17 protein-coding genes are annotated in these 18,469 nt (G+C 41.2%); 13 read left to right on the top strand and 4 right to left on the bottom strand.

Translation table 11 applies throughout. The annotated features are described in order from the left end of the window. The first annotated feature begins 2 nt into the window (after positions 1-2). The 4 genes from walK to ACTFWY_RS07935 are packed head-to-tail and all read left to right on the top strand — an operon-like array spanning position 3 to position 4,860. Positions 3-1,844: a cell wall metabolism sensor histidine kinase WalK gene (gene walK / locus ACTFWY_RS07920; RefSeq protein WP_003127434.1), complete on the top strand. Its 1,842-nt coding sequence runs from the start codon at positions 3-5 to the stop codon at positions 1,842-1,844. Next, positions 1,841-3,145, top strand: a complete 1,305-nt coding sequence (locus ACTFWY_RS07925; RefSeq protein ID WP_060813632.1) for a YycH family regulatory protein — start codon at positions 1,841-1,843, stop codon at positions 3,143-3,145. The genes walK and ACTFWY_RS07925 overlap by 4 nt, the downstream gene beginning before the upstream one ends. Continuing rightward, entirely contained in the window at positions 3,146-4,000 is an 855-nt protein-coding gene (locus ACTFWY_RS07930) for a two-component system regulatory protein YycI (protein WP_060813631.1), read from the top strand. Between the two features lie 53 nt (positions 4,001-4,053). After that, on the top strand, positions 4,054-4,860 hold the full coding sequence (locus ACTFWY_RS07935) for an MBL fold metallo-hydrolase (protein WP_003127437.1): 807 nt from the start codon (positions 4,054-4,056) through the stop codon (positions 4,858-4,860). 132 nt (positions 4,861-4,992) lie between these two features. Here the strand turns inward: ACTFWY_RS07935 and ACTFWY_RS07940 are convergent, their stop codons facing one another. Continuing rightward, positions 4,993-5,637 (bottom strand): CPBP family intramembrane glutamic endopeptidase, encoded by a 645-nt coding sequence (locus ACTFWY_RS07940; RefSeq protein WP_349703943.1) that lies wholly within the window; start codon positions 5,635-5,637, stop codon positions 4,993-4,995. Between the two features lie 232 nt (positions 5,638-5,869). On the opposite strand from ACTFWY_RS07940, the gene groES reads away from it, so the two are divergent. Together groES and groL are read left to right on the top strand one after the other, a co-directional pair. Further along, positions 5,870-6,154 (top strand): co-chaperone GroES, encoded by a 285-nt coding sequence (groES, locus tag ACTFWY_RS07945; protein ID WP_003127440.1) that lies wholly within the window; start codon positions 5,870-5,872, stop codon positions 6,152-6,154. A 28-nt stretch (positions 6,155-6,182) separates the two neighbouring features. Beyond that, positions 6,183-7,811 (top strand): chaperonin GroEL, encoded by a 1,629-nt coding sequence (gene groL / locus ACTFWY_RS07950; RefSeq protein ID WP_060813629.1) that lies wholly within the window; start codon positions 6,183-6,185, stop codon positions 7,809-7,811. A gap of 394 nt (positions 7,812-8,205) precedes the next feature. Here the strand turns inward: groL and ACTFWY_RS07955 are convergent, their stop codons facing one another. Then, positions 8,206-8,457 carry a helix-turn-helix domain-containing protein gene (locus ACTFWY_RS07955; protein ID WP_060813628.1) on the bottom strand — a complete coding sequence of 84 codons (252 nt, stop codon included), beginning with the start codon at positions 8,455-8,457 and terminating at the stop codon, positions 8,206-8,208. A gap of 187 nt (positions 8,458-8,644) precedes the next feature. On the opposite strand from ACTFWY_RS07955, the gene ACTFWY_RS07960 reads away from it, so the two are divergent. Then, positions 8,645-8,917, top strand: coding sequence for a hypothetical protein (locus tag ACTFWY_RS07960; RefSeq protein WP_003127443.1), 273 nt, complete (start codon positions 8,645-8,647; stop codon positions 8,915-8,917). Between the two features lie 10 nt (positions 8,918-8,927). Then, positions 8,928-9,863: a LacI family DNA-binding transcriptional regulator gene (locus ACTFWY_RS07965; protein ID WP_005471706.1), complete on the top strand. Its 936-nt coding sequence runs from the start codon at positions 8,928-8,930 to the stop codon at positions 9,861-9,863. Positions 9,864-9,890: 27 nt separating this feature from the next. Here the strand turns inward: ACTFWY_RS07965 and ACTFWY_RS07970 are convergent, their stop codons facing one another. Next, the gene (locus ACTFWY_RS07970; RefSeq protein ID WP_060813627.1) at positions 9,891-10,652 is read right to left on the bottom strand and encodes a MerR family transcriptional regulator; all 762 of its coding nucleotides are present in this window, start codon (positions 10,650-10,652) and stop codon (positions 9,891-9,893) included. Positions 10,653-10,764: 112 nt separating this feature from the next. Between ACTFWY_RS07970 and ACTFWY_RS07975 the strand changes: the two genes are divergently transcribed. The 5 genes from ACTFWY_RS07975 (at position 10,765) to ACTFWY_RS07995 (ending at position 16,621) form a co-directional block, all read left to right on the top strand. Next, positions 10,765-11,643 carry an HAD-IIB family hydrolase gene (locus ACTFWY_RS07975; RefSeq protein ID WP_349703903.1) on the top strand — a complete coding sequence of 293 codons (879 nt, stop codon included), beginning with the start codon at positions 10,765-10,767 and terminating at the stop codon, positions 11,641-11,643. Next, positions 11,630-11,980 (top strand): DUF1827 family protein, encoded by a 351-nt coding sequence (locus ACTFWY_RS07980; RefSeq protein WP_005471710.1) that lies wholly within the window; start codon positions 11,630-11,632, stop codon positions 11,978-11,980. Before ACTFWY_RS07975 ends, ACTFWY_RS07980 begins: the two co-directional genes overlap by 14 nt. A gap of 200 nt (positions 11,981-12,180) precedes the next feature. Beyond that, positions 12,181-13,647 (top strand): nicotinate phosphoribosyltransferase, encoded by a 1,467-nt coding sequence (locus ACTFWY_RS07985; RefSeq protein WP_003127448.1) that lies wholly within the window; start codon positions 12,181-12,183, stop codon positions 13,645-13,647. Between the two features lie 51 nt (positions 13,648-13,698). Then, positions 13,699-14,523 carry an ammonia-dependent NAD(+) synthetase gene (nadE, locus tag ACTFWY_RS07990; RefSeq protein WP_060813626.1) on the top strand — a complete coding sequence of 275 codons (825 nt, stop codon included), beginning with the start codon at positions 13,699-13,701 and terminating at the stop codon, positions 14,521-14,523. A gap of 268 nt (positions 14,524-14,791) precedes the next feature. After that, positions 14,792-16,621: an LTA synthase family protein gene (locus ACTFWY_RS07995; protein WP_439926895.1), complete on the top strand. Its 1,830-nt coding sequence runs from the start codon at positions 14,792-14,794 to the stop codon at positions 16,619-16,621. 192 nt (positions 16,622-16,813) lie between these two features. Here the strand turns inward: ACTFWY_RS07995 and ACTFWY_RS08000 are convergent, their stop codons facing one another. After that, a complete protein-coding gene (locus ACTFWY_RS08000) occupies positions 16,814-18,460 on the bottom strand; it encodes a MutS-related protein (protein ID WP_081131199.1) in 1,647 nt (548 codons plus the stop codon). Between the last annotated feature and the right edge of the window lie 9 nt (positions 18,461-18,469).

Raw genomic sequence — 18,469 nt, forward strand, 5'->3', positions numbered from 1 at the left:
CTATGAAAAATAAGGTTCGCTTTTTTCGATCAGTGAACTTCAAAATCGCCCTGACTTTTATCTTGATCTTATTGATTTCGATCCAGATTATCGGGGCGTATTTTATTCGCGAATTAGAGAAAACAACGATCGATGCCTTTAAGCGCGACATGGAGGCAAGAGCTAGCACGTTGGTCGTTACTCTAGGTTCAGAACTTAGTCGAATGGACGCCGAAGACAGCCTCGATTGGGATGCAATGAATTCTTCTTTGAACCGGATCCTTTCCAGTACCAACTCTTCTGAGATTTTAGAGATGCGGGTCGTAGATGAACAAGGAATCATTCGGGCAACCACCAATATCAATGATCGAGGTTCAGTGGGTGAAAAAAACGATTACCGAGATTATGATACGAACCGTAGTGAAGTGTTGTATGACGAATCGACAGGACAGCGGGTCTACAACATTGTCCAATCGATCCAGTCGCCTACAGGGGATACGGTTTTAGGTACATTGTACCTGCGAAGCAATCTGGAACAGAAATACAGTGAAGTCAGTGATACTGCCGTGATTTTTGTGACGGCTTCTTTAATTGCTGCAGCGATCTCGATCGTTGTTGCCCTACTTGTTTCCCGATCCATCACTCAGCCGATTGGGGAAATGCGGGAACAAGCCATTCGGATTGCCAAAGGGGATTATAGCCGCAAAGTAGCAGTTCATGGTCAAGATGAACTGGGACAGCTGGCTGAAACATTCAATCAGCTAGGAGAACGTATCGAAGAAACACAAGAAGCAATGGAGTCGGAACGAAATCGACTAGATAGTGTCCTCTCCCACATGACCGATGGCGTCGTAGCGACTGACCGCCGTGGGAAAGTCATTACGATCAATGAGATGGCGATGTCGTTATTGAATGTTACTTCTGAAGAAGCAGTCGGTCAATCGATTCTGACTCTGCTCCAAATCGATGAAGAATACACCTTGCGTAAACTGCTAGAAAGTCCTGATGAAATGCTGATCGAACGGCCCAACAATGACATCGTTGGAACGAATTTGATTTTACGAATCGACTTTTCAATGATTCGCCGTGAGTCTGGATTTATTTCTGGTTTAGTAGCGGTGATGCATGATGTTACAGAACAAGAGAAAAATGAACAAGAGCGGCGAGAGTTTGTATCCAATGTGTCTCACGAATTGCGAACACCTTTGACCAGTATGCGCAGCTATATTGAAGCGTTGAGCGAAGGGGCTTGGCAAGATCCAGAAATCGCACCGAACTTCTTGAAAGTGACATTAGATGAAACGGATCGGATGATTCGAATGATCAATGACCTACTGAGTCTTTCACGAATGGACAGCGGCAATGCGCAACTGCAATTGGAATACATCAATTTCAATGAGTTGGTCAGCTTTGTATTGGATCGATTTGATATGATGGTGACGAATGAGAACAAAAAATATGTGATTCGTCGTGAATTCACCAAACGTGAACTTTGGGTCGAAGTCGATACGGATAAGATGATTCAAGTGATCGACAATATTATGAACAATGCTATCAAATATTCACCTGATGGCGGTGTGATCACAGTCAAATTGATGGAAACCCATAACAATATCGTTTTGAGTATCAATGATCAAGGCCTAGGCATCCCTAAAAAGGATCTTACCAAAATCTTTGACCGCTTTTACCGTGTTGATAAAGCCCGCGCCCGGCAACAAGGTGGTACTGGTTTAGGATTAGCCATTTCCCGCGAAGTGATCAAATCTCATGGGGGAGCCATTTGGGCAGAAAGCCGAGAAAACCGCGGTTCAACATTTTATATCATGTTGCCATATGAACCGTATGAGGAGGATTGGTGGGAATGAAAGTCTCAGAAAAAATGATTCGTTTAGGTCTGATCGTTATGGTTGCCCTAAGCTTTTACTTTTCCTACATGATTTGGCTGAATCCCACCGGTTACGATCGTTCAGTCGAACAAGCTACAGATACAGTCAATACGAGTATTCAGACCTACAAACAAAAAAGTGATTTATTTTTGCCATTGTATTTAACCTGGATCCACCAAGATGAAGTCAAGGAAACCAATTCTGAAACGTTGATTCGTGACGTTCAGGGACTGCTCTCGGATGCTCAAGTCAATGATCTGACGGTACAAAATTATGATTCCAAGTCTTTTTCAGAGGCAGCAACATTGGATGAGGGAGTGACGTTGGCGTATTACACGCCGTTCTTACTAAATGATTACGCGGAGACCTTTGATGTTGAATTGGCATTAGGTGACAACGAAGCCAACAAAATGGCTTTCTCCCGTATTCAAATCGATTTGAAAGAGAATAAAATCCAGTTTGTGAATTTGGAAGAATCACGGATCATTGAAGGCAAGATTGACTGGGATAAAAATGATGTGAATCGCATTTTGAAAGATAATCCAAGAGAATGGACAGCGATGCGCCAGGAAGAATCAGGAAAAAGCAATCAGTTCTATACACAGGACACGATCAAGCTGAAAAAATACAGCTATGTTTCCTCTTTGCAATCGGCGAATCTCTTTCGAGAAGCATTTTTTACTTCGCCAAAAGATGTCAAAGTCAATGATGATAGTGTAGATACTTATTATTATGAAGGTGGACAGAATATGGCGGTTTTGCATGATGATCAAGTAGTCAAATTTGAAACCACTGTTTCAGAAAGTGATGAAACGGATCTGTTTATGCAAAGTGCGGACTATATTCGTCGTTTGGGCAACAATTTCGGAACGATACGCTTTTTTGATCGGTTGAGCAATCAACTAGATTATCGTATTTTTGTAGAAGGGTATCCAGTCTTCAGCAGTGGTGCTCAGGGATTGATGAAAGTAACTTTTTCTAACAGTGGGCAATTAGGGAATCGAGAGATGGCAATCGAATCTAGTTTAAATGCGATCCAAGTGCCGATTCCTTCTGAGACCGAGGTGGAGCTGCCTTCAAGCTTAACCGTTCGCAGTGACTTGCTTTCTGCAGGGGCAGAGACGGATCAGCTGCAGCAGATTATTGTTGGCTATCAATGGGGCGACATCAAAGGGGCTTCTGTCGTCGATTTGACACCAACTTGGTATGTAAAGTATGAGAATAACTGGTTCAATTATCAGGAATTAATGGCTAAATTGACAGAAACGGGGGGAGTTTGATTGGATTTCAAGCGAATCGAATGGATTTTTTTCCTAGCGTTTTTGGGGTTGAATGTCTTTTTGTTCAACATTTACAGTGAAGCCCGCAGTGAACAGCAGAACGTTTTGCAGTCAAATCAGACGATCCCGATTGAACAGCGACTAGCCTCAGAAGACATCAAATATTCAGGAGAACTTTCTGACGAGTATTTGAGCGGGTACTATTTAAGTGGTGAACAAACCGATTTGGCTGCTGCTTTGAAAGAAGCGCAAGGGGACAAGCGGTTAGTCGAGGCGACTACTGTCAAAGGGCAGCAGTTGACCCATATTTCTTCCGGAGGATTCTACATTAGTGATGACACACAGGCGGAAAAGACGGTCAATGAATACCTTCAGCGAAAAGATCAAGTCCTCTATGGAGAGGAATATCACTATATGAAGAACTTGTCGCTATTAGATCAAGAATACCCAACCATTGTTGCCAGTCAGTCCTATGAAAATATCCCGTTCAATGACAGCTCAAGCCGGATCGATATGACTTTAGAATCGTCAGATAAACTGTTGCAGATCGCTAAGTATACTCAGACCCACATTTCCAATATCACCCCGCTGCGGGAGAAAATGACTCTCTATTCAGAGAAAGAAGCCGTCAACACGCTTTATTTGAATAATAAGTTGCCTAGTCATTCTAAGATATTATGGACAGAGCTGGCTTACACAAGGATTTTGATTGTTGGTGATCGGAATGTGTACATTCCGGCTTGGTTCGTTGCTGTCAAAGCAGATGCGGATGAAAATATTCAGATCGAAACTGTCAATGCTTTTAGTAATCGAATCATTACAAACAATGCAGTACAAAAAGTAGAAAATCCATAGAAAAATAGGTATAATGGAACTCGTTGAAAGTAAGAGAGAGGAAGACAGAAACAATGATGAAGGAAAGTGCCTTTCAAGTAAGCATTTTAGCTAGCGGAAGTTCAGGAAATTCGTTATATATCGAGAGCAATAAAAAACGAATCCTGGTGGACGCAGGACTGAGCGGCAAAAAGATCACTTCATTATTGGATGAAGTTGGACGCAAGCCAGAGGATCTGGATGCTATTTTAGTCACGCATGAGCATCGTGACCATATCCACGGCGTAGGGGTCTTGGCTCGCAAATACAAGTTGGATGTCTACGCAAACACGAAAACATGGCAGGCGATGGACAATATGGTAGGCAATATTGCGGTTGAACAAAAACATGTTTTTGAGATGGGAAAAGTTTTGACGATGGGAGATATGGACATCGAAAGTTTTGGCGTTTCCCATGATGCGGCAGCACCGCAGTTCTATCGGTTCCATAAAGATGGCAAATCTTTTGTGATGTTGACTGATACTGGTTACTGCAGTGATCATGTCCGGGGGATTATCAAAGGAGCCGATGCGTATCTGGTCGAAAGCAACCATGATTTAGAAATGTTGCGGATGGGTCCATATCCATGGAGCCTCAAGCAGCGTATTCTCGGGGATCGTGGGCACCTCTCCAATGAAGATGGGGCATTAGTCATGGCAGACATATTGACGGATAATACGAAGCGCGTCTATTTAGGGCATTTGAGCAAAGAAAACAATCTAAAAGAATTGGCCCATCTAACCATGGTCAATACGATGAAAGAACACGACTTAGGTGTCGGTGAAGCCTTTGAGGTTTATGACACTGATCCAGATAAAGCGACCGAATTATTCAGTATTTGAGGATGATTGACTAGCAATTTTTTGTAGAAAAGCAATAGCGATTGAATGCAGACAGTTTTTACAAAGCTAGAAATTTATCTTATAAAAAAACGATGTTGAAATTTTTCAACATCGTTTTTTTGTTTTTAGTGCTTAGGGCACATTGATATAGCCGGCATGAACCAATAGTTGAATGATAATAACTAGTGTATTCATTCCCACGTGGGTAATCATGGATGTCCAGATACGCCCTGTCAACGCGTAGAGTCCAGAGAAAAAGAGACCCAATAGAATATACACCAATAGATGATTGTCGCTGTGGGCAAAGGCAAAGGCAACAGCGCTGACAATGACACCAACCCAGATATTTGAATATTTCGCAATGATTCCCACAAGGGCACGGCGAAATACAAATTCTTCCATGATAGGCCCGCCGATCATAGCGGCAAGGGCAAAAATCGGATTTTGCAGAATAATAGAGATAATATTTTCTGTATTTTCCGATGCCGCTACTTCGCCAAATAGCGACTCAATAAAGACAGCGAAGTTTTGCAAAAGAATGGCAGCAATGATTCCTGTTAGACCATAAATAATAATAGCCGATACTTTTGGCTCCTTACGTTCAAACGATAAGGGTTCATTTTGTTTGAAATAAAGAAAAATCATCAAGATTGCGCCGACGATATACGAAACAGTCGTTGCAGGGATCGTGGCACCACTAGATATAAAAGCGACAGGAATAAAAAATGCGACCCCATAAATCAAAATCGTCGATAGTGCGTATTTTTTTAGAGACATAAGTGAAATCATCACACTCCTTTTTTTCTATTATAGACTACTGACTCATTAGAAACAAAATTTTTCCCTAGGTTTTTGCAGTATGGATCGATAAAAAGAAAAAGCCAAAATAAATTTAATCAAAAGGCTTGCAAAAAAAACAGAAAATGAGTAATATTAATTTTGTGAGTTAGCACTCTATGTGTGAGAGTGCTAATAGAAAATCTATCAAATACAATTGGAGGGATTTATCGTGTTAAGACCATTAGGTGATCGCGTGATTATCGAAGTCGCAAAAGAAGAAGAAAAAACTGTGGGAGGGATCGTGCTTGCTTCAGCAGCCAAAGAAAAACCTCAAACAGGAACCGTCATTGCAGTCGGTGAAGGACGCACGCTAGAAAACGGTGAAAAAGCTCCTGTTGCTGTCAACGTGGGCGAACAAGTTATGTTCGAAAAATACGCTGGCACAGAAGTGAAATTTGAAGGTAACGAATATTTGATCGTTGCTGCAAAAGACATTATTGCAGTAGTTGAATAAAAAATAATTTAGTTGAGGTGAATGAATCATGGCAAAAGAAATCAAATTTGCAGAAGATGCACGTGCAGCAATGTTGCGCGGGGTAGATAAATTAGCAGATACAGTAAAAGTAACCTTAGGCCCTAAAGGTCGTAACGTCGTTTTAGAAAAATCTTATGGTTCACCATTGATCACAAATGATGGCGTAACGATCGCAAAAGAAATCGAATTAGAAGATCATTTTGAAAATATGGGTGCAAAACTTGTTTCTGAAGTTGCATCTAAAACAAATGACATCGCTGGTGACGGAACGACGACAGCGACATTGCTAACACAAGCGATCGTTCGTGAAGGACTAAAAAACGTGACAGCTGGTGCGAATCCATTAGGCATTCGCCGTGGAATCGAAATGGCAACTAAAGTTGCGGTTGAAGAATTACACAACATTTCTTCCATCGTTGACTCAAAAGAAGCTATTGCACAAGTTGGTGCTGTGTCTTCTGGTAGCGAACAAGTCGGAAAATACATTGCAGACGCGATGGAAAAAGTCGGCAATGACGGTGTGATCACCATTGAAGAATCAAAAGGGATCGAAACAGAATTAGATGTAGTTGAAGGAATGCAGTTCGATCGCGGCTACCTTTCACAATACATGGTCACTGACAATGATAAAATGGAAGCTGCTTTGGAAAATCCATACATCTTGATCACAGACAAAAAAATCTCTAACATTCAAGATATCTTGCCATTGTTAGAACAAATCTTACAACAATCAAAACCATTGTTGATCATCGCTGACGATGTAGACGGCGAAGCATTACCAACATTGGTCTTGAACAAAATCCGCGGAACATTCAATGTCGTAGCAGTTAAAGCTCCAGGCTTTGGTGACCGTCGTAAAGCAATGCTAGAAGACATTGCGATCTTGACTGGCGGTACAGTCATTACTGAAGACTTAGGGTTAGAATTGAAAGATGCGACGATCGACAACTTAGGACAAGCAAGTAAAGTTGTTGTGGACAAAGATAATACAACTATTGTTGAAGGTGCTGGCGACAAATCAGCGATCGATGCTCGTGTGCAATTGATCAAAAATCAAATTGCTGACACAACGTCTGATTTTGACCGCGAAAAATTACAAGAACGCCTAGCGAAATTAGCAGGCGGTGTTGCAGTCATCAAAGTGGGTGCACCAACTGAAACAGAATTAAAAGAATTGAAATTACGTATCGAAGACGCATTGAACGCTACGCGTGCAGCGGTTGAAGAAGGTATGGTGTCTGGTGGGGGAACTGCTCTTGTCAATGTCATCAACAAAGTAGCAGCCATCGAAGCAGACGGCGATGCAGCAACCGGTGTGAAAATCGTCTTGCGTGCGTTAGAAGAACCAGTACGTCAAATCGCTGAAAATGCTGGATATGAAGGATCAGTGATCATCGATAAATTGAAACACGCAGATCTTGGCGTTGGTTTCAATGCCGCAACTGGCGAATGGGTAAACATGCTTGAAGCAGGAATCGTTGACCCAACAAAAGTAACACGTTCTGCGTTACAAAATGCCGCTTCTGTAGCCGCATTACTGTTAACAACTGAAGCAGTCGTTGCTGACAAACCAGAACCTGCTGCACCAGCAGCTCCAGCAATGGATCCATCCATGGGCATGGGCGGCATGATGTAATTATACTAAAAGAACCCCTTAGCGAAGGGGTTCTTTTCTTTATGCTTCTATTTCTATGATAGAAAGGAGCCAATACCAATGATCCATTGCTTGCTCATTGGTATATTGAATTCCTTATCATTTTGGCATTCACTGCTAACATAGCTCAAAAAAGATACTCCATATTTTTACACCAAATAGGAATTAACTTCATGTTGAATGATTCAGTGAAGAAGTTTATGATCAATCTATCAAATCTATTTCATTTTCATTCTCTTTTTGAGGCACCCACTCTTCCTACAAGAGTGGGTATTTTTGCTTAAGAAGTAGTCCTTTTACTCAAAATGAACGTGCGCCTTACTAGCTTGATTTTTATTCTAACTAGCAAGGAGCAGTTTCATGTAGCACTTTTTTATCAAGACAGCGGATAGCGCTGCATAATTTCTGTTTGGCCTAAAATGTAATCTACTGAGACATCATAAAAGGCAGCAAGATGCAAAATCGTCATAACGTCTGGTAGACGATCACCAGCTTCGTAATCCAAATAGTCTTCCAACGATACATCGATTTGCTGCGATACCTCTTTTTGCGTCAATGCTTGCCCTTCTCGCAAAAATTTGAATCGGCAACGCAATGTATCCAATAAAAAAGCTTCTTCTAATGTCAATTTGCGTTCCTCCTCGAATGGAAAAATGATTGATGACTTCTTTCCCCATTTCTATTGTAACAACATTCTAGAAATAAGCGAAATGATTCACAACCTCAGAAATAAACAAGGAGAAAAAAAGAAAACAAAGTGCTTGCTCTGGTACGCGTTTCATAGATTATTCTATTCATGAAAGGGGCGTATGAAGATGCACACTTATATGGAAGTAAAGGGAAACAATGGAATACAACGCTGCTATGTTGCACTTGAATTTGATGGGATGAACTTGATTCTCACAAAGCCCAAGGGATTTTTTAGAGAAAAGGTCGCACAAATACCGCTTGCAGAAATTGGACACCTGGTACAGGATGAATATTTTGGTGCGCAACGAATCAGTTTCATTCATCAGAATGATTATTACCAATTTTATGAATGTGGGGCAAGTGTGATAGACTATATGAAAGAACAATTATTTGTCTAAGGAGAAGCGCATGGCGAACATTCGGGATATTGCTAAGTTGACCGGTTATTCGGTCTCAACGATTTCACGAGTCATCAATAATAATCCTTATGTGGATGAGCAGAAGCGTCAGGAGATTTTGCGGGTAATGGAACAAGTCAACTATATCCCGAATCATACTGCACGTGTACTAAGCTCGGGAAAAACGAAGAACATCGGAGTGATTCTCCCATTTGTCAATCATCCGTATTTTGATATCCTTCTAAGCGGGATTACTGCAAGTGCTTTTTCCCGTGGGTATAAGGTGACTTTGTTGCCTACCCGCTATGAACCAGAAATGGAAGAAAAGTACCTGCAGGAATTTGCGGCAAAAGGGTTTGATGCTCTGATTATCACATCGAGAGCAAATCCGCTCGAAAAACTATTGCCCTATCGTGCTTATGGCCGTATCGTTTTTTGTGAAAAGATCGACTCTGTCCAAGATGGATGCACCTATATCGATCGTGAACAATCCATTCGGGAAGTGTTTGCTTATTTGAAAGAAAATGGTATCGAGCGTATTGGAATTACACTTGGAAGAAGTCGTAAGCTGAGCAGCAATTCGAAGATCACAGTTCGTTTGTGTCAGGAATATTTCCCAGCTTTTACCGAAGAATTGATTTTTTGGGATTGTTTGACGGAAGAAGATGGGCGAGAGGCAGCCGCTTTCTTTGCTGATAAAAATGTCCAAGCGATTTTTACCAATGGGGATCAGGTAGCTGCTGGTATCAAATTGGCTTCTTCCTCCGAACGACTACTTATTGGCAGAGACAATTTATTTATTAGTGAAGTTCTTCAATTGTCAACCATCGACTATCATTTGCATGAATGTGGAGAAATGGCGTTGAAGTTAGCAATCCAGGAAGAACAAGGGTCCATCCGGATTCCTTATACGTTTATCAAACGAAGAGGACTTGAGCACACATAATGCGGCTCAAGTCCTTTTTATGGGTCATTAATCTGCGTAATGAGCGATGACTGCCTGTAAACAGCTGGCTGCGCCTTGGCCTGCTTTTTGATCGTAATAGTCAGTAAAACGTGCATCATGAATGTACATTTCACCTAAACTGCGATGATAATCGGCAGAATAAAATGGCGCTGCAAGCTGCAGCCATTTTTTGTGCAACTGGAAGGCTGTTTTTGCCAAAGAAGAAGTCACGTCAAATGGCTCTTGTACCACTTGTTTCAATGTTTGAATTAGTTCGTTTTCGGTTTGTTCCAATTCTTGGTAGGTTTCAAATGACATGTTCTGCCATTTTTGATTGCTTTGTTCAACGACTTCTTCCCCATAAGCGGCACGGATCTCTTCGCCATAGGTTTCTTCATTGGCTGCGAGTTGTTGTTGTTTAAAATAAGTGAATTTTTCTTTATCTGACATAGTCTGTTCTCCTTCATAATAATTGATTGTTTGGGCTAATGTTGTCAATAAGCGATCAAGCGCTGCTCGTTCCTGAGACAATCGGTTGTAATGAGCAACCAACAGTGTTTGAACATCTTGTTTGGGATCATCTAGCAAATGACGGATTTCTTCTAGAGGGAGGCCAAAGGATTTAAAGTACAAAATCTGTTGCAGACGATCCACTTGCTGTCCCCCATAAATACGATAGCCGGCTGAATTGATCCTTTGTGGTTTTAATAATCCGATTTGATCATAGTAGCGCAATGTACGGCTGCTGACGCCAGAAATTTTAGCCAGTGCTGTTATACTATATTCCAAATTTCTCCCTCCTTATGCTCTCATCATAAAGGTTTACGTAACGTCAATGTCAACAAAAAATTTTTTGCTTCGTCAAATTATGTTATAATTATAGCAAAGAAAGGAAGATTCGATGCAAATAGTTTTTTCCGATATAGACGGGACATTTCAGGAAATGGGTCAGCCTGTCCCTGAAATCAATAAAACAGCGATCAACTATCTGAAAGCACAAGGCGATCATTTTGTTTTTGTGACTGGTCGAGGGTATGATCTGGTAGAAGCACTGATGATAGAAGAAGGAATCTCCTGTGATGTCATCTTTGGCAATGGCGCCGGCTTGAAGTTGGAAGGTCAGGCGCCTGTTTTAGCCAATTGTTTGCCGCTAGCTACCTTAGAAGCGGTGATAGCTATTTTAGAGAAAGAAAATGTTTTTTATTTTCTGCACACCGATCAAGGAGTGATCTGCAAAGATCCTGCGGATTATCAAGAACAATTGACCGCATTGACCAATAAATTAGTTACAGATCTCGGTGAGAGAGGGGCGATGATTGCTGAATACAAGCAAGCCTATTTTGTGCATGACTGCATTCATGCACCGGATCTTTTAGCCTACATTCAGGAACGGCCGACGATCAATGTCCTAAAGATCGAATTGATGGAAGCATCGGATGAAAAGATCGAACAGTTGCGTCTATTGCTGCAGACTGAACCAGTCAGTGCGTTTCAGTCATTTGTTCAGACATTGGAAGTTGTTGATCCCTTAGCAACAAAAGGAGCCGCGATCACGAATTTTATGAAGGCTTTCCCTCATGCAAAGAGTTTTGGGATCGGGGATGGTGAGAATGACTTAGCCATGTTTGAAGTGGTAGATGTCTCTGTTGCAGTAGCCAATGCGAGTGAATCGATCCGTAACGTTTGCGATCGTATGATTCCTAGTGCAGCTGACGGCGGAGTCGGCCAATTTATCATGGATGAACTAATACGAGAGGATGTTGTATATGAAATTGATTGAAACACCAGTCAACCAAAATTTGAATTTGGAGACATTTTATCCGGTCATCTCAAAATTTATTTTTGATAAAGTCGCGATTAAATACTACAAACTTTATTCTCTTGATCGAACCCAGATCATGTATGTGGATACTTTTGACAAGATCACATTGGTTTTGATCAACAATAAAAAGAAGATCAGCCGCGGAGAAGTGGATACAGCGATTCATCGCTTACTAAAAGTTGACCGCAAGGATGTCACTGTAGATGTCAATATCCGTAAAAAGATGGAAGCAGCGGGAGTCAAGTTTGCGAAACCTCGCAAAGATATCATCCTAGTTCAATTAGCAGTTGATTAACCATTAGCAGCCTGTGTTATAAGTTGAAGCAAGACCCAATGATTCGAGTGAAACTGGTGGAATACCCCATCGTATCATGAATTTTTTCGGTCTTTTTCTAACTTATGGCACAGACTTTTTTTGAGGAAAAAAACAAGAAATACTTTCTTTTTTTATTTTTTTGCTATAATAGGGAGAAGTAAGTATGAGGGAGCAAAACGATGCAAAAATTATTTAAAGATGATAGTTTCACTTTGCATACTGATCTCTATCAGATCAACATGATGCAAACCTATTGGGAATTAGGACGTGCGGATTTGAATGCAGTCTTCGAGTGCTATTTCCGTGACATGCCCTTTGAGAATGGCTATGCTATCTTTGCAGGGTTAGAACGCTTAGTCGATTATTTGAACAATTTGACCTTTTCAGATTCAGATATCGATTATTTAAGAGAAATCGGCGGATATCCAGAGGCTTTCTTGGATTATCTGAAAGAATTCAAATTTGCCTGCACGGTTCGTTCAGCTTTAGAAGGCGATCTCGTCTTCAACAATGAGCCGATCATTCAAGTTGAAGGACCTTTGGCACAAGCTCAATTGATCGAAACAGCCTTATTGAACATGGTTAATTTCCAAACATTGATTGCAACAAAAGCTGCTCGGATCAAGTCTGTGATCGGAGATGATCCCTTATTAGAATTTGGGTCTCGTCGTGCGCAAGAACTGGACGCAGCGATTTGGGGAACTCGTGCGGCTTATATCGGAGGTGCGGGTGCCACAAGTAATGTTCGAGCAGGCAAGATCTTTGGCATCCCTGCAAGCGGGACGCATGCTCATTCTCTTGTGCAATCCTATGGCAATGATTATGATGCCTTTATGGCGTATGCCAAGACGCACAAAGACTGTGTCTTTTTAGTCGATACGTATGATACATTGCGCTTAGGTGTACCAAATGCGATTCGTGTCGCAAAAGAACTAGGGGACCAAATCAACTTTTTAGGAGTACGGATCGATAGTGGAGACATGGCTTATATCTCCAAAAAAGTCCGAGAACAACTAGATGAAGCTGGCTTTACAGAAGCTAAGATCTACGCATCAAATGATTTGGATGAAAGCACGATTCTAAGTCTAAAAATGCAAAAAGCCAAAATCGATGTTTGGGGTGTCGGTACAAAGTTGATCACCGCCTATGATCAACCGGCATTGGGAGCCGTTTATAAACTGGTTTCGATCGAAAACGAACAAGGCGAAATGATCGATACGATCAAATTATCCGGTAATGCTGAAAAAGTTTCTACACCAGGCAAGAAACAAGTCTGGCGTATCACACGTAAAAAAGACGGCAAGTCTGAAGGGGATTATGTGACTCTTTGGGACGAAAACCCCCAGGAAGAAAAAGAGTTGTTCATGTTCCATCCGGTTCACACCTTTATCAATAAAACAGTGACAGATTTTGATGCTCGACCTTTGCTGCAAGACATTTTTGTAGAAGGACAGCAAGTCTATCAATTGCCGGATCTTGAACACATCAAAGCCTATGCTACAAATTGTTTGGATTCATTATGGGATGAGTACAAACGAGATTTGAATCCGCAAAAATACCCAGTCGATCTCTCTCAAGAGTGCTGGAATCACAAGATGCGGACCATTGAAAAAGTGCGTACGCAAACCAAAACAGAAATTATTTAATTGGTCCTAGAAAGCTAGGACCAATCTTCAAAAAAATTAGGAGGCGTTTCTATGACATTGCAACAAGAAATCATTCGCGAGTTAGGCGTAGTTCCAACAATTGATGCGAAAGCAGAGATTCGTAATAGCATTGAATTTTTAAAAGCATATCTTCAAAAAAATCCCTTTTTGAAAACTCTTGTTTTAGGGATCAGCGGTGGACAAGATTCAACACTGGCTGGTCGATTGGCTCAGTTGACAATGGAAGAAATGCGCAGTGAGACGAATGATCCCAATTATCAGTTCATTGCGATCCGCTTACCTTATGGAGAACAGGCTGACGAAGAAGATGCCAAAAAAGCCATCGAATTTATCAAACCGGACATTACATTACGAGTGAATATCAAAGCAGCCGTCGATGCGCAAGTGGCAGCCGTCGAAGAAGCTGGCTTACCTGTTTCTGATTTTAATAAAGGCAACATCAAGGCACGTCAGCGGATGATTACTCAATATGCCGTTGCAGGCGAAAAAGCTGGCGCTGTTTTAGGAACAGATCACGCGGCCGAAAACATCACCGGTTTCTTTACAAAATTTGGTGATGGCGGAGCTGACCTCTTGCCGCTATTTCGTTTGAATAAACGTCAAGGACGTCAATTGTTGCAAGAATTAGGAGCGCCGGAAGCACTGTACAAAAAGGTTCCTACTGCTGATTTGGAAGATGGCAAACCAATGATCGCTGACGAAGTAGCACTTGGTGTGACTTATGATGAGATCGATGATTACTTGGAAGGAAAGACCGTTTCACCAAATGCGCAACAAACGATTGAAAATTGGTGGCGCAAAACACAGCATAAACGGCATCTGCCAATATCAATCTTTGACGATTTCTGGAAATAAATCTTTTTTACTCTGTGATAGTTTTTGGTCCATCGCATCTAGGAGAAATTAAATATCCGAACGATTTATGAATGAACCTTCTCTGGAAAGCCTTCGCTGTATCAATCAGCAAGGGCTTCTGGAATTCATAGATTGTTCGGGATTTTTTGTCTTAGTCATAACTCTCGTCAAGGAAGAATGGCAAGAATAAAAAAACAAAACAAGCAAACGGCTCTTTACATTCTAAATCACAAAGCATAAAATACAGGTTATGGTTAGAAAAGGAGGAATGTCCTTCGTGAAAAGAAAGATTCATCCCAATTTGAAGTTGGCAATAAAACTAATCGCTAGTTTTATTCTGATCATCTTTAGTAATCTATACCTACAATGGTGTCAAAACAACCTTTCTGTTGAGCTAGCATTAAAATTTGCTTTTTCTTGGCATACAGAAAAGTTTTTCTTAGCTTGTCTGGTGCTGCTGCTTTTCTACGGATTATTGGCAAGTCTTGCTGGCTCGCTAGGAGTCGGAGCGCTGTTCTATAGTATTGTGATCGGGATCTTGGGTTATGCAAATTACCTCAAGATGGCTTATCGTCAAGAACCAATTTATCCAGATGATTTGAAAATGATTATTCAGTTTGACTTGCTGCATACAATGATCGGAACTGGACCTTTCGTTTTGGCGATGCTTTGTGTGATACTCGCATTGGGAGCAATTATCTGGAGCATTTACCGAAGCCGTAAATTATCAAAAAAGAAACAGATCCTCAGAGGGCTGACAATGCTCGTTTGTACAGTTGGTTTAGTTTATGTTTCGCATTTTAATGACAGCAATAATCTGCTTAGAAAAGCGTATAACCGGACCGCATTATGGATTCCTTATTCACAAAAAATGAATTATTACAATACCGGTTTTATTGGTGGGTTTCTATTCAATCTACGAGTGGAGGCAATGGAGAAACCAGCAGATTATTCTGAAGCTGCGATAAAAGAGATCGCAAAAAAATATACCGCGGAAGCTGCCGAAACAAACAAAACGCGTGACCAAGAAGCGCCAAATATCGTTTATGTCATGAGTGAAAGTTTTTCTGATCCAAGTCATCTAAAAGGACTGACGATCACGGGAGATCCGTTAAAGGATTATTATGCGGTAGCCGATCAAACGATCAGTGGGAAAATGTTGTCGCAAAATTATGGCGGTGGGACTGCAAACATTGAATTTGAAGCATTGACCAGTTTTTCAATGGGGCTGTTGAATCCGCAAATGACCACGCCCTACACGATGTTAGTGCCTAAATTGACACAATTGCCTTCAGTGGTCTCATTCTTGCAAAAACAAGGATATGATGCGACTGCGATCCACCCCTATGATACATCGATGTACAAACGTAAAGATGTCTATGATGTGATGGGTTTCCAAACCTTTTTGGATCAAGACACGATGACTTACACGGACAAGATCGAGAACAATCCTTATATCTCGGATGCTTCTGCTTATAAAGAAGTTCTGTCTCTTTTGTCAGATGAGAAAAAGCCGCAATTCGTTCACTTGGTGACGATGCAGACCCATATGCCTTATGAAGGAAAGTATCAGACATTAAATTATCAAGCCGCAGGCGATGGAAATAGGACTGCTCTTGAAAATTATCTGCAAGATGTTTCTTACAGTAGTACCGCACTAAAAGACTTTATTGAACAATTGAAGCAGCTGAATCGAAGAACAGTAGTCGTTTTCTGGGGGGATCACCTGCCAGGCATCTACTCGGATGCGATTAAAGATCAAAATGATACTGCTGCGCTGCATGAAACGGAATTCTTGATGGTGGATTCTGATGGAACCTTTTCAACTGACACTGTTCCGGTAACGAGTCCCTTTTACTTTGCACCTAACGTGTTGAATGAAAGTCAGCAACCAATCAATGGATTTTATGCGTTGCTGCTAGCACTGCAAGAAAAATTGCCGGCTTTTGAACACGGGCAATATTACCAAGGCGAACAGTGGCGGAGTGAGCTAAGTTTAGATGCAAAATCACGGCAGCTCTATGAAGACTATCAGATGATTCAATATGACATTTTACAAGGAAAACAATATAGTTTACAGACAGATTTATTTGGCTAAGAAAAATTGTCTAACATAAAAAGGCTGTGACAAAAGAAGGATCAAGGAAGAAACACGTTGCTCTTATTCAGAGTAGGCTGGTTTCTTCGCTAAAAGTCTTTCTTTTGTCATAGCCTTTATTTATTGAGCAATCCTAGCGATGTGTTTTAAGCAGCATGTCTTTACTAAGGATCACAGATTTCTTGTAGGTCATTATAGATCTTGCCAAGTCCGTTGCTGATTGAAGTAAGCTGCTTCATTTTCAGCCTGTTCAACGATTGATTTCGGATAACCAAGCACTCGCAGTAGGGCAATCGCATTACGGCTTGTTGAAGGACCTTGTTTGACCTTATAGTCAAAAGAGATACCGTCATCGGCTGTGACTTGTTCAGAAAAATGGATATTGCTGCAGTCATTTTTCAATATTTCAGTCAGTTCAATATCATGAGTCGCAATAAAAGCCAAACTTGGATAACGGCTCAACCAATGAATGATACTAGCAGAAGCAGCGATCCGCTCAATCGTATTGGTTCCCTTCAGTATCTCATCGACAAAGCAATAGCAGCGTTCTTTTTGCTGAACTTGTTCCAACAATCGTTTGATCGACTTGATTTCTGCAACAAAATAGCTATCGCCCTCAAACAAATCGTCTTCGACCGCCATTGAGGTCAACACATGACCAGGTTCCATCGTAAATGATTCAGCAACAGCTGTTTGGATAGTTTGCGCCAATAGACAATTGATAGCGATGCTTTTGACATAGGTCGATTTGCCAGAAGCGTTTGACCCGGTTACCAGTGTATTGGTTTGCCAGTCGACATCATTCATGACAGCTTCAGTCAGAAGGGGATGATAGGTCCCTTTTGCGCTGACCGTTCCTTTTTTGAATTCAGGGATACAAGTGATCGGCATATAGGTACGGAAATTAAGGATCGCGCAAGCAATTTCCAACTTGCCTAACAATTCCCATAATGCGATTGCTTGTTGATTGTATCGAGCCAATAAGGTAACAACGTAATGGTACGAGATAAAAGGCAGCATAAAGATGATATTGATGTATTCAAAAAGCATATCGCCTTCACTGCCATTTTTTGAACGAAAAGAAACGCCGAATCGGGGGATTTTTTTCAGAGGCAGCAGTTCTTTTTTGATTTGCTCTTGTAATGGTGTGGCAAGTTTGGCAATCTTGTTGCCGCAGGCCACTGTCTGAACTAGATAGCGCATACTGTTGAGTTCTGTTTCTAGTGTGGCTTTTTTGATCGAATAGTAAACCGTATTAAAGAGGACGCTTATCAAAATCACTGCAATTCCTGGCAAAAAGCCAAAAGCTATCAAAATCAGCCCAACAATCGGCAAACAGCCCAATAAAATAAAGACAGGCAAGTTGCCAATACTTTCTTTCTTCCCTGATGCCAGATAGTTTTTGGAAAAGTTATTATCCAGTTTCCCAAGTTGGGCAAAGGTATATTGGGTATCTTCGCGAATTTTTGGATTGGCTGCGAAAAAATCAATTAACGCGGTCAGCTGTCGATCCGGCTTAAATTGAAAGTTGCGCAACTGCTGATAGAGAGCTTCAGAACCTACACTGGAGTAAGTACTGTTGATCATTTCAAAAACCTCGAATAAGTCTAAGTCATACCAAGTAATGTCATCGATCTCACTATCATGGGGATAAAAATCTTTCTCTACCATCCAGGCCTTTTTGAGGCTTTCTTCTTTGTCAAAGCGAGGCTGACGGGGGAATTTTCCCCATTCTTGTTTGACGCGACGTCTTAATTTTATTCGGTTCCAAGTATCTAAGCCAATAATAAGTGCACTAACGAACAAGATAATCAAGATAACCATATATTTTGCGTCCATGTTTTTCTC

The sequence above is a fragment of the Enterococcus sp. 125944 genome, assembly GCF_051909435.1.
GTDB lineage: Bacteria > Bacillota > Bacilli > Lactobacillales > Enterococcaceae > Enterococcus_D > Enterococcus_D gallinarum.

Bases quoted from the DNA above. Each gene is read 5' to 3' on its own strand.
- walK (WP_003127434.1), top strand. From the start codon at position 3: ATGAAAAATAAGGTTCGCTTTTTTCGATCAGTGAACTTCAAAATCGCC.
- ACTFWY_RS07925 (WP_060813632.1), top strand. From the start codon at position 1,841: ATGAAAGTCTCAGAAAAAATGATTCGTTTAGGTCTGATCGTTATGGTT.
- ACTFWY_RS07935 (WP_003127437.1), top strand. From the start codon at position 4,054: ATGATGAAGGAAAGTGCCTTTCAAGTAAGCATTTTAGCTAGCGGAAGT.
- ACTFWY_RS07940 (WP_349703943.1), bottom strand. From the start codon at position 5,637: ATGTCTCTAAAAAAATACGCACTATCGACGATTTTGATTTATGGGGTC.
- groL (WP_060813629.1), top strand. From the start codon at position 6,183: ATGGCAAAAGAAATCAAATTTGCAGAAGATGCACGTGCAGCAATGTTG.
- ACTFWY_RS07960 (WP_003127443.1), top strand. From the start codon at position 8,645: ATGCACACTTATATGGAAGTAAAGGGAAACAATGGAATACAACGCTGC.
- ACTFWY_RS07965 (WP_005471706.1), top strand. From the start codon at position 8,928: ATGGCGAACATTCGGGATATTGCTAAGTTGACCGGTTATTCGGTCTCA.
- ACTFWY_RS07975 (WP_349703903.1), top strand. From the start codon at position 10,765: ATGCAAATAGTTTTTTCCGATATAGACGGGACATTTCAGGAAATGGGT.
- ACTFWY_RS07980 (WP_005471710.1), top strand. From the start codon at position 11,630: ATGAAATTGATTGAAACACCAGTCAACCAAAATTTGAATTTGGAGACA.
- ACTFWY_RS07985 (WP_003127448.1), top strand. From the start codon at position 12,181: ATGCAAAAATTATTTAAAGATGATAGTTTCACTTTGCATACTGATCTC.
- nadE (WP_060813626.1), top strand. From the start codon at position 13,699: ATGACATTGCAACAAGAAATCATTCGCGAGTTAGGCGTAGTTCCAACA.
- ACTFWY_RS07995 (WP_439926895.1), top strand. From the start codon at position 14,792: ATGTCCTTCGTGAAAAGAAAGATTCATCCCAATTTGAAGTTGGCAATA.
- ACTFWY_RS08000 (WP_081131199.1), bottom strand. From the start codon at position 18,460: ATGGACGCAAAATATATGGTTATCTTGATTATCTTGTTCGTTAGTGCA.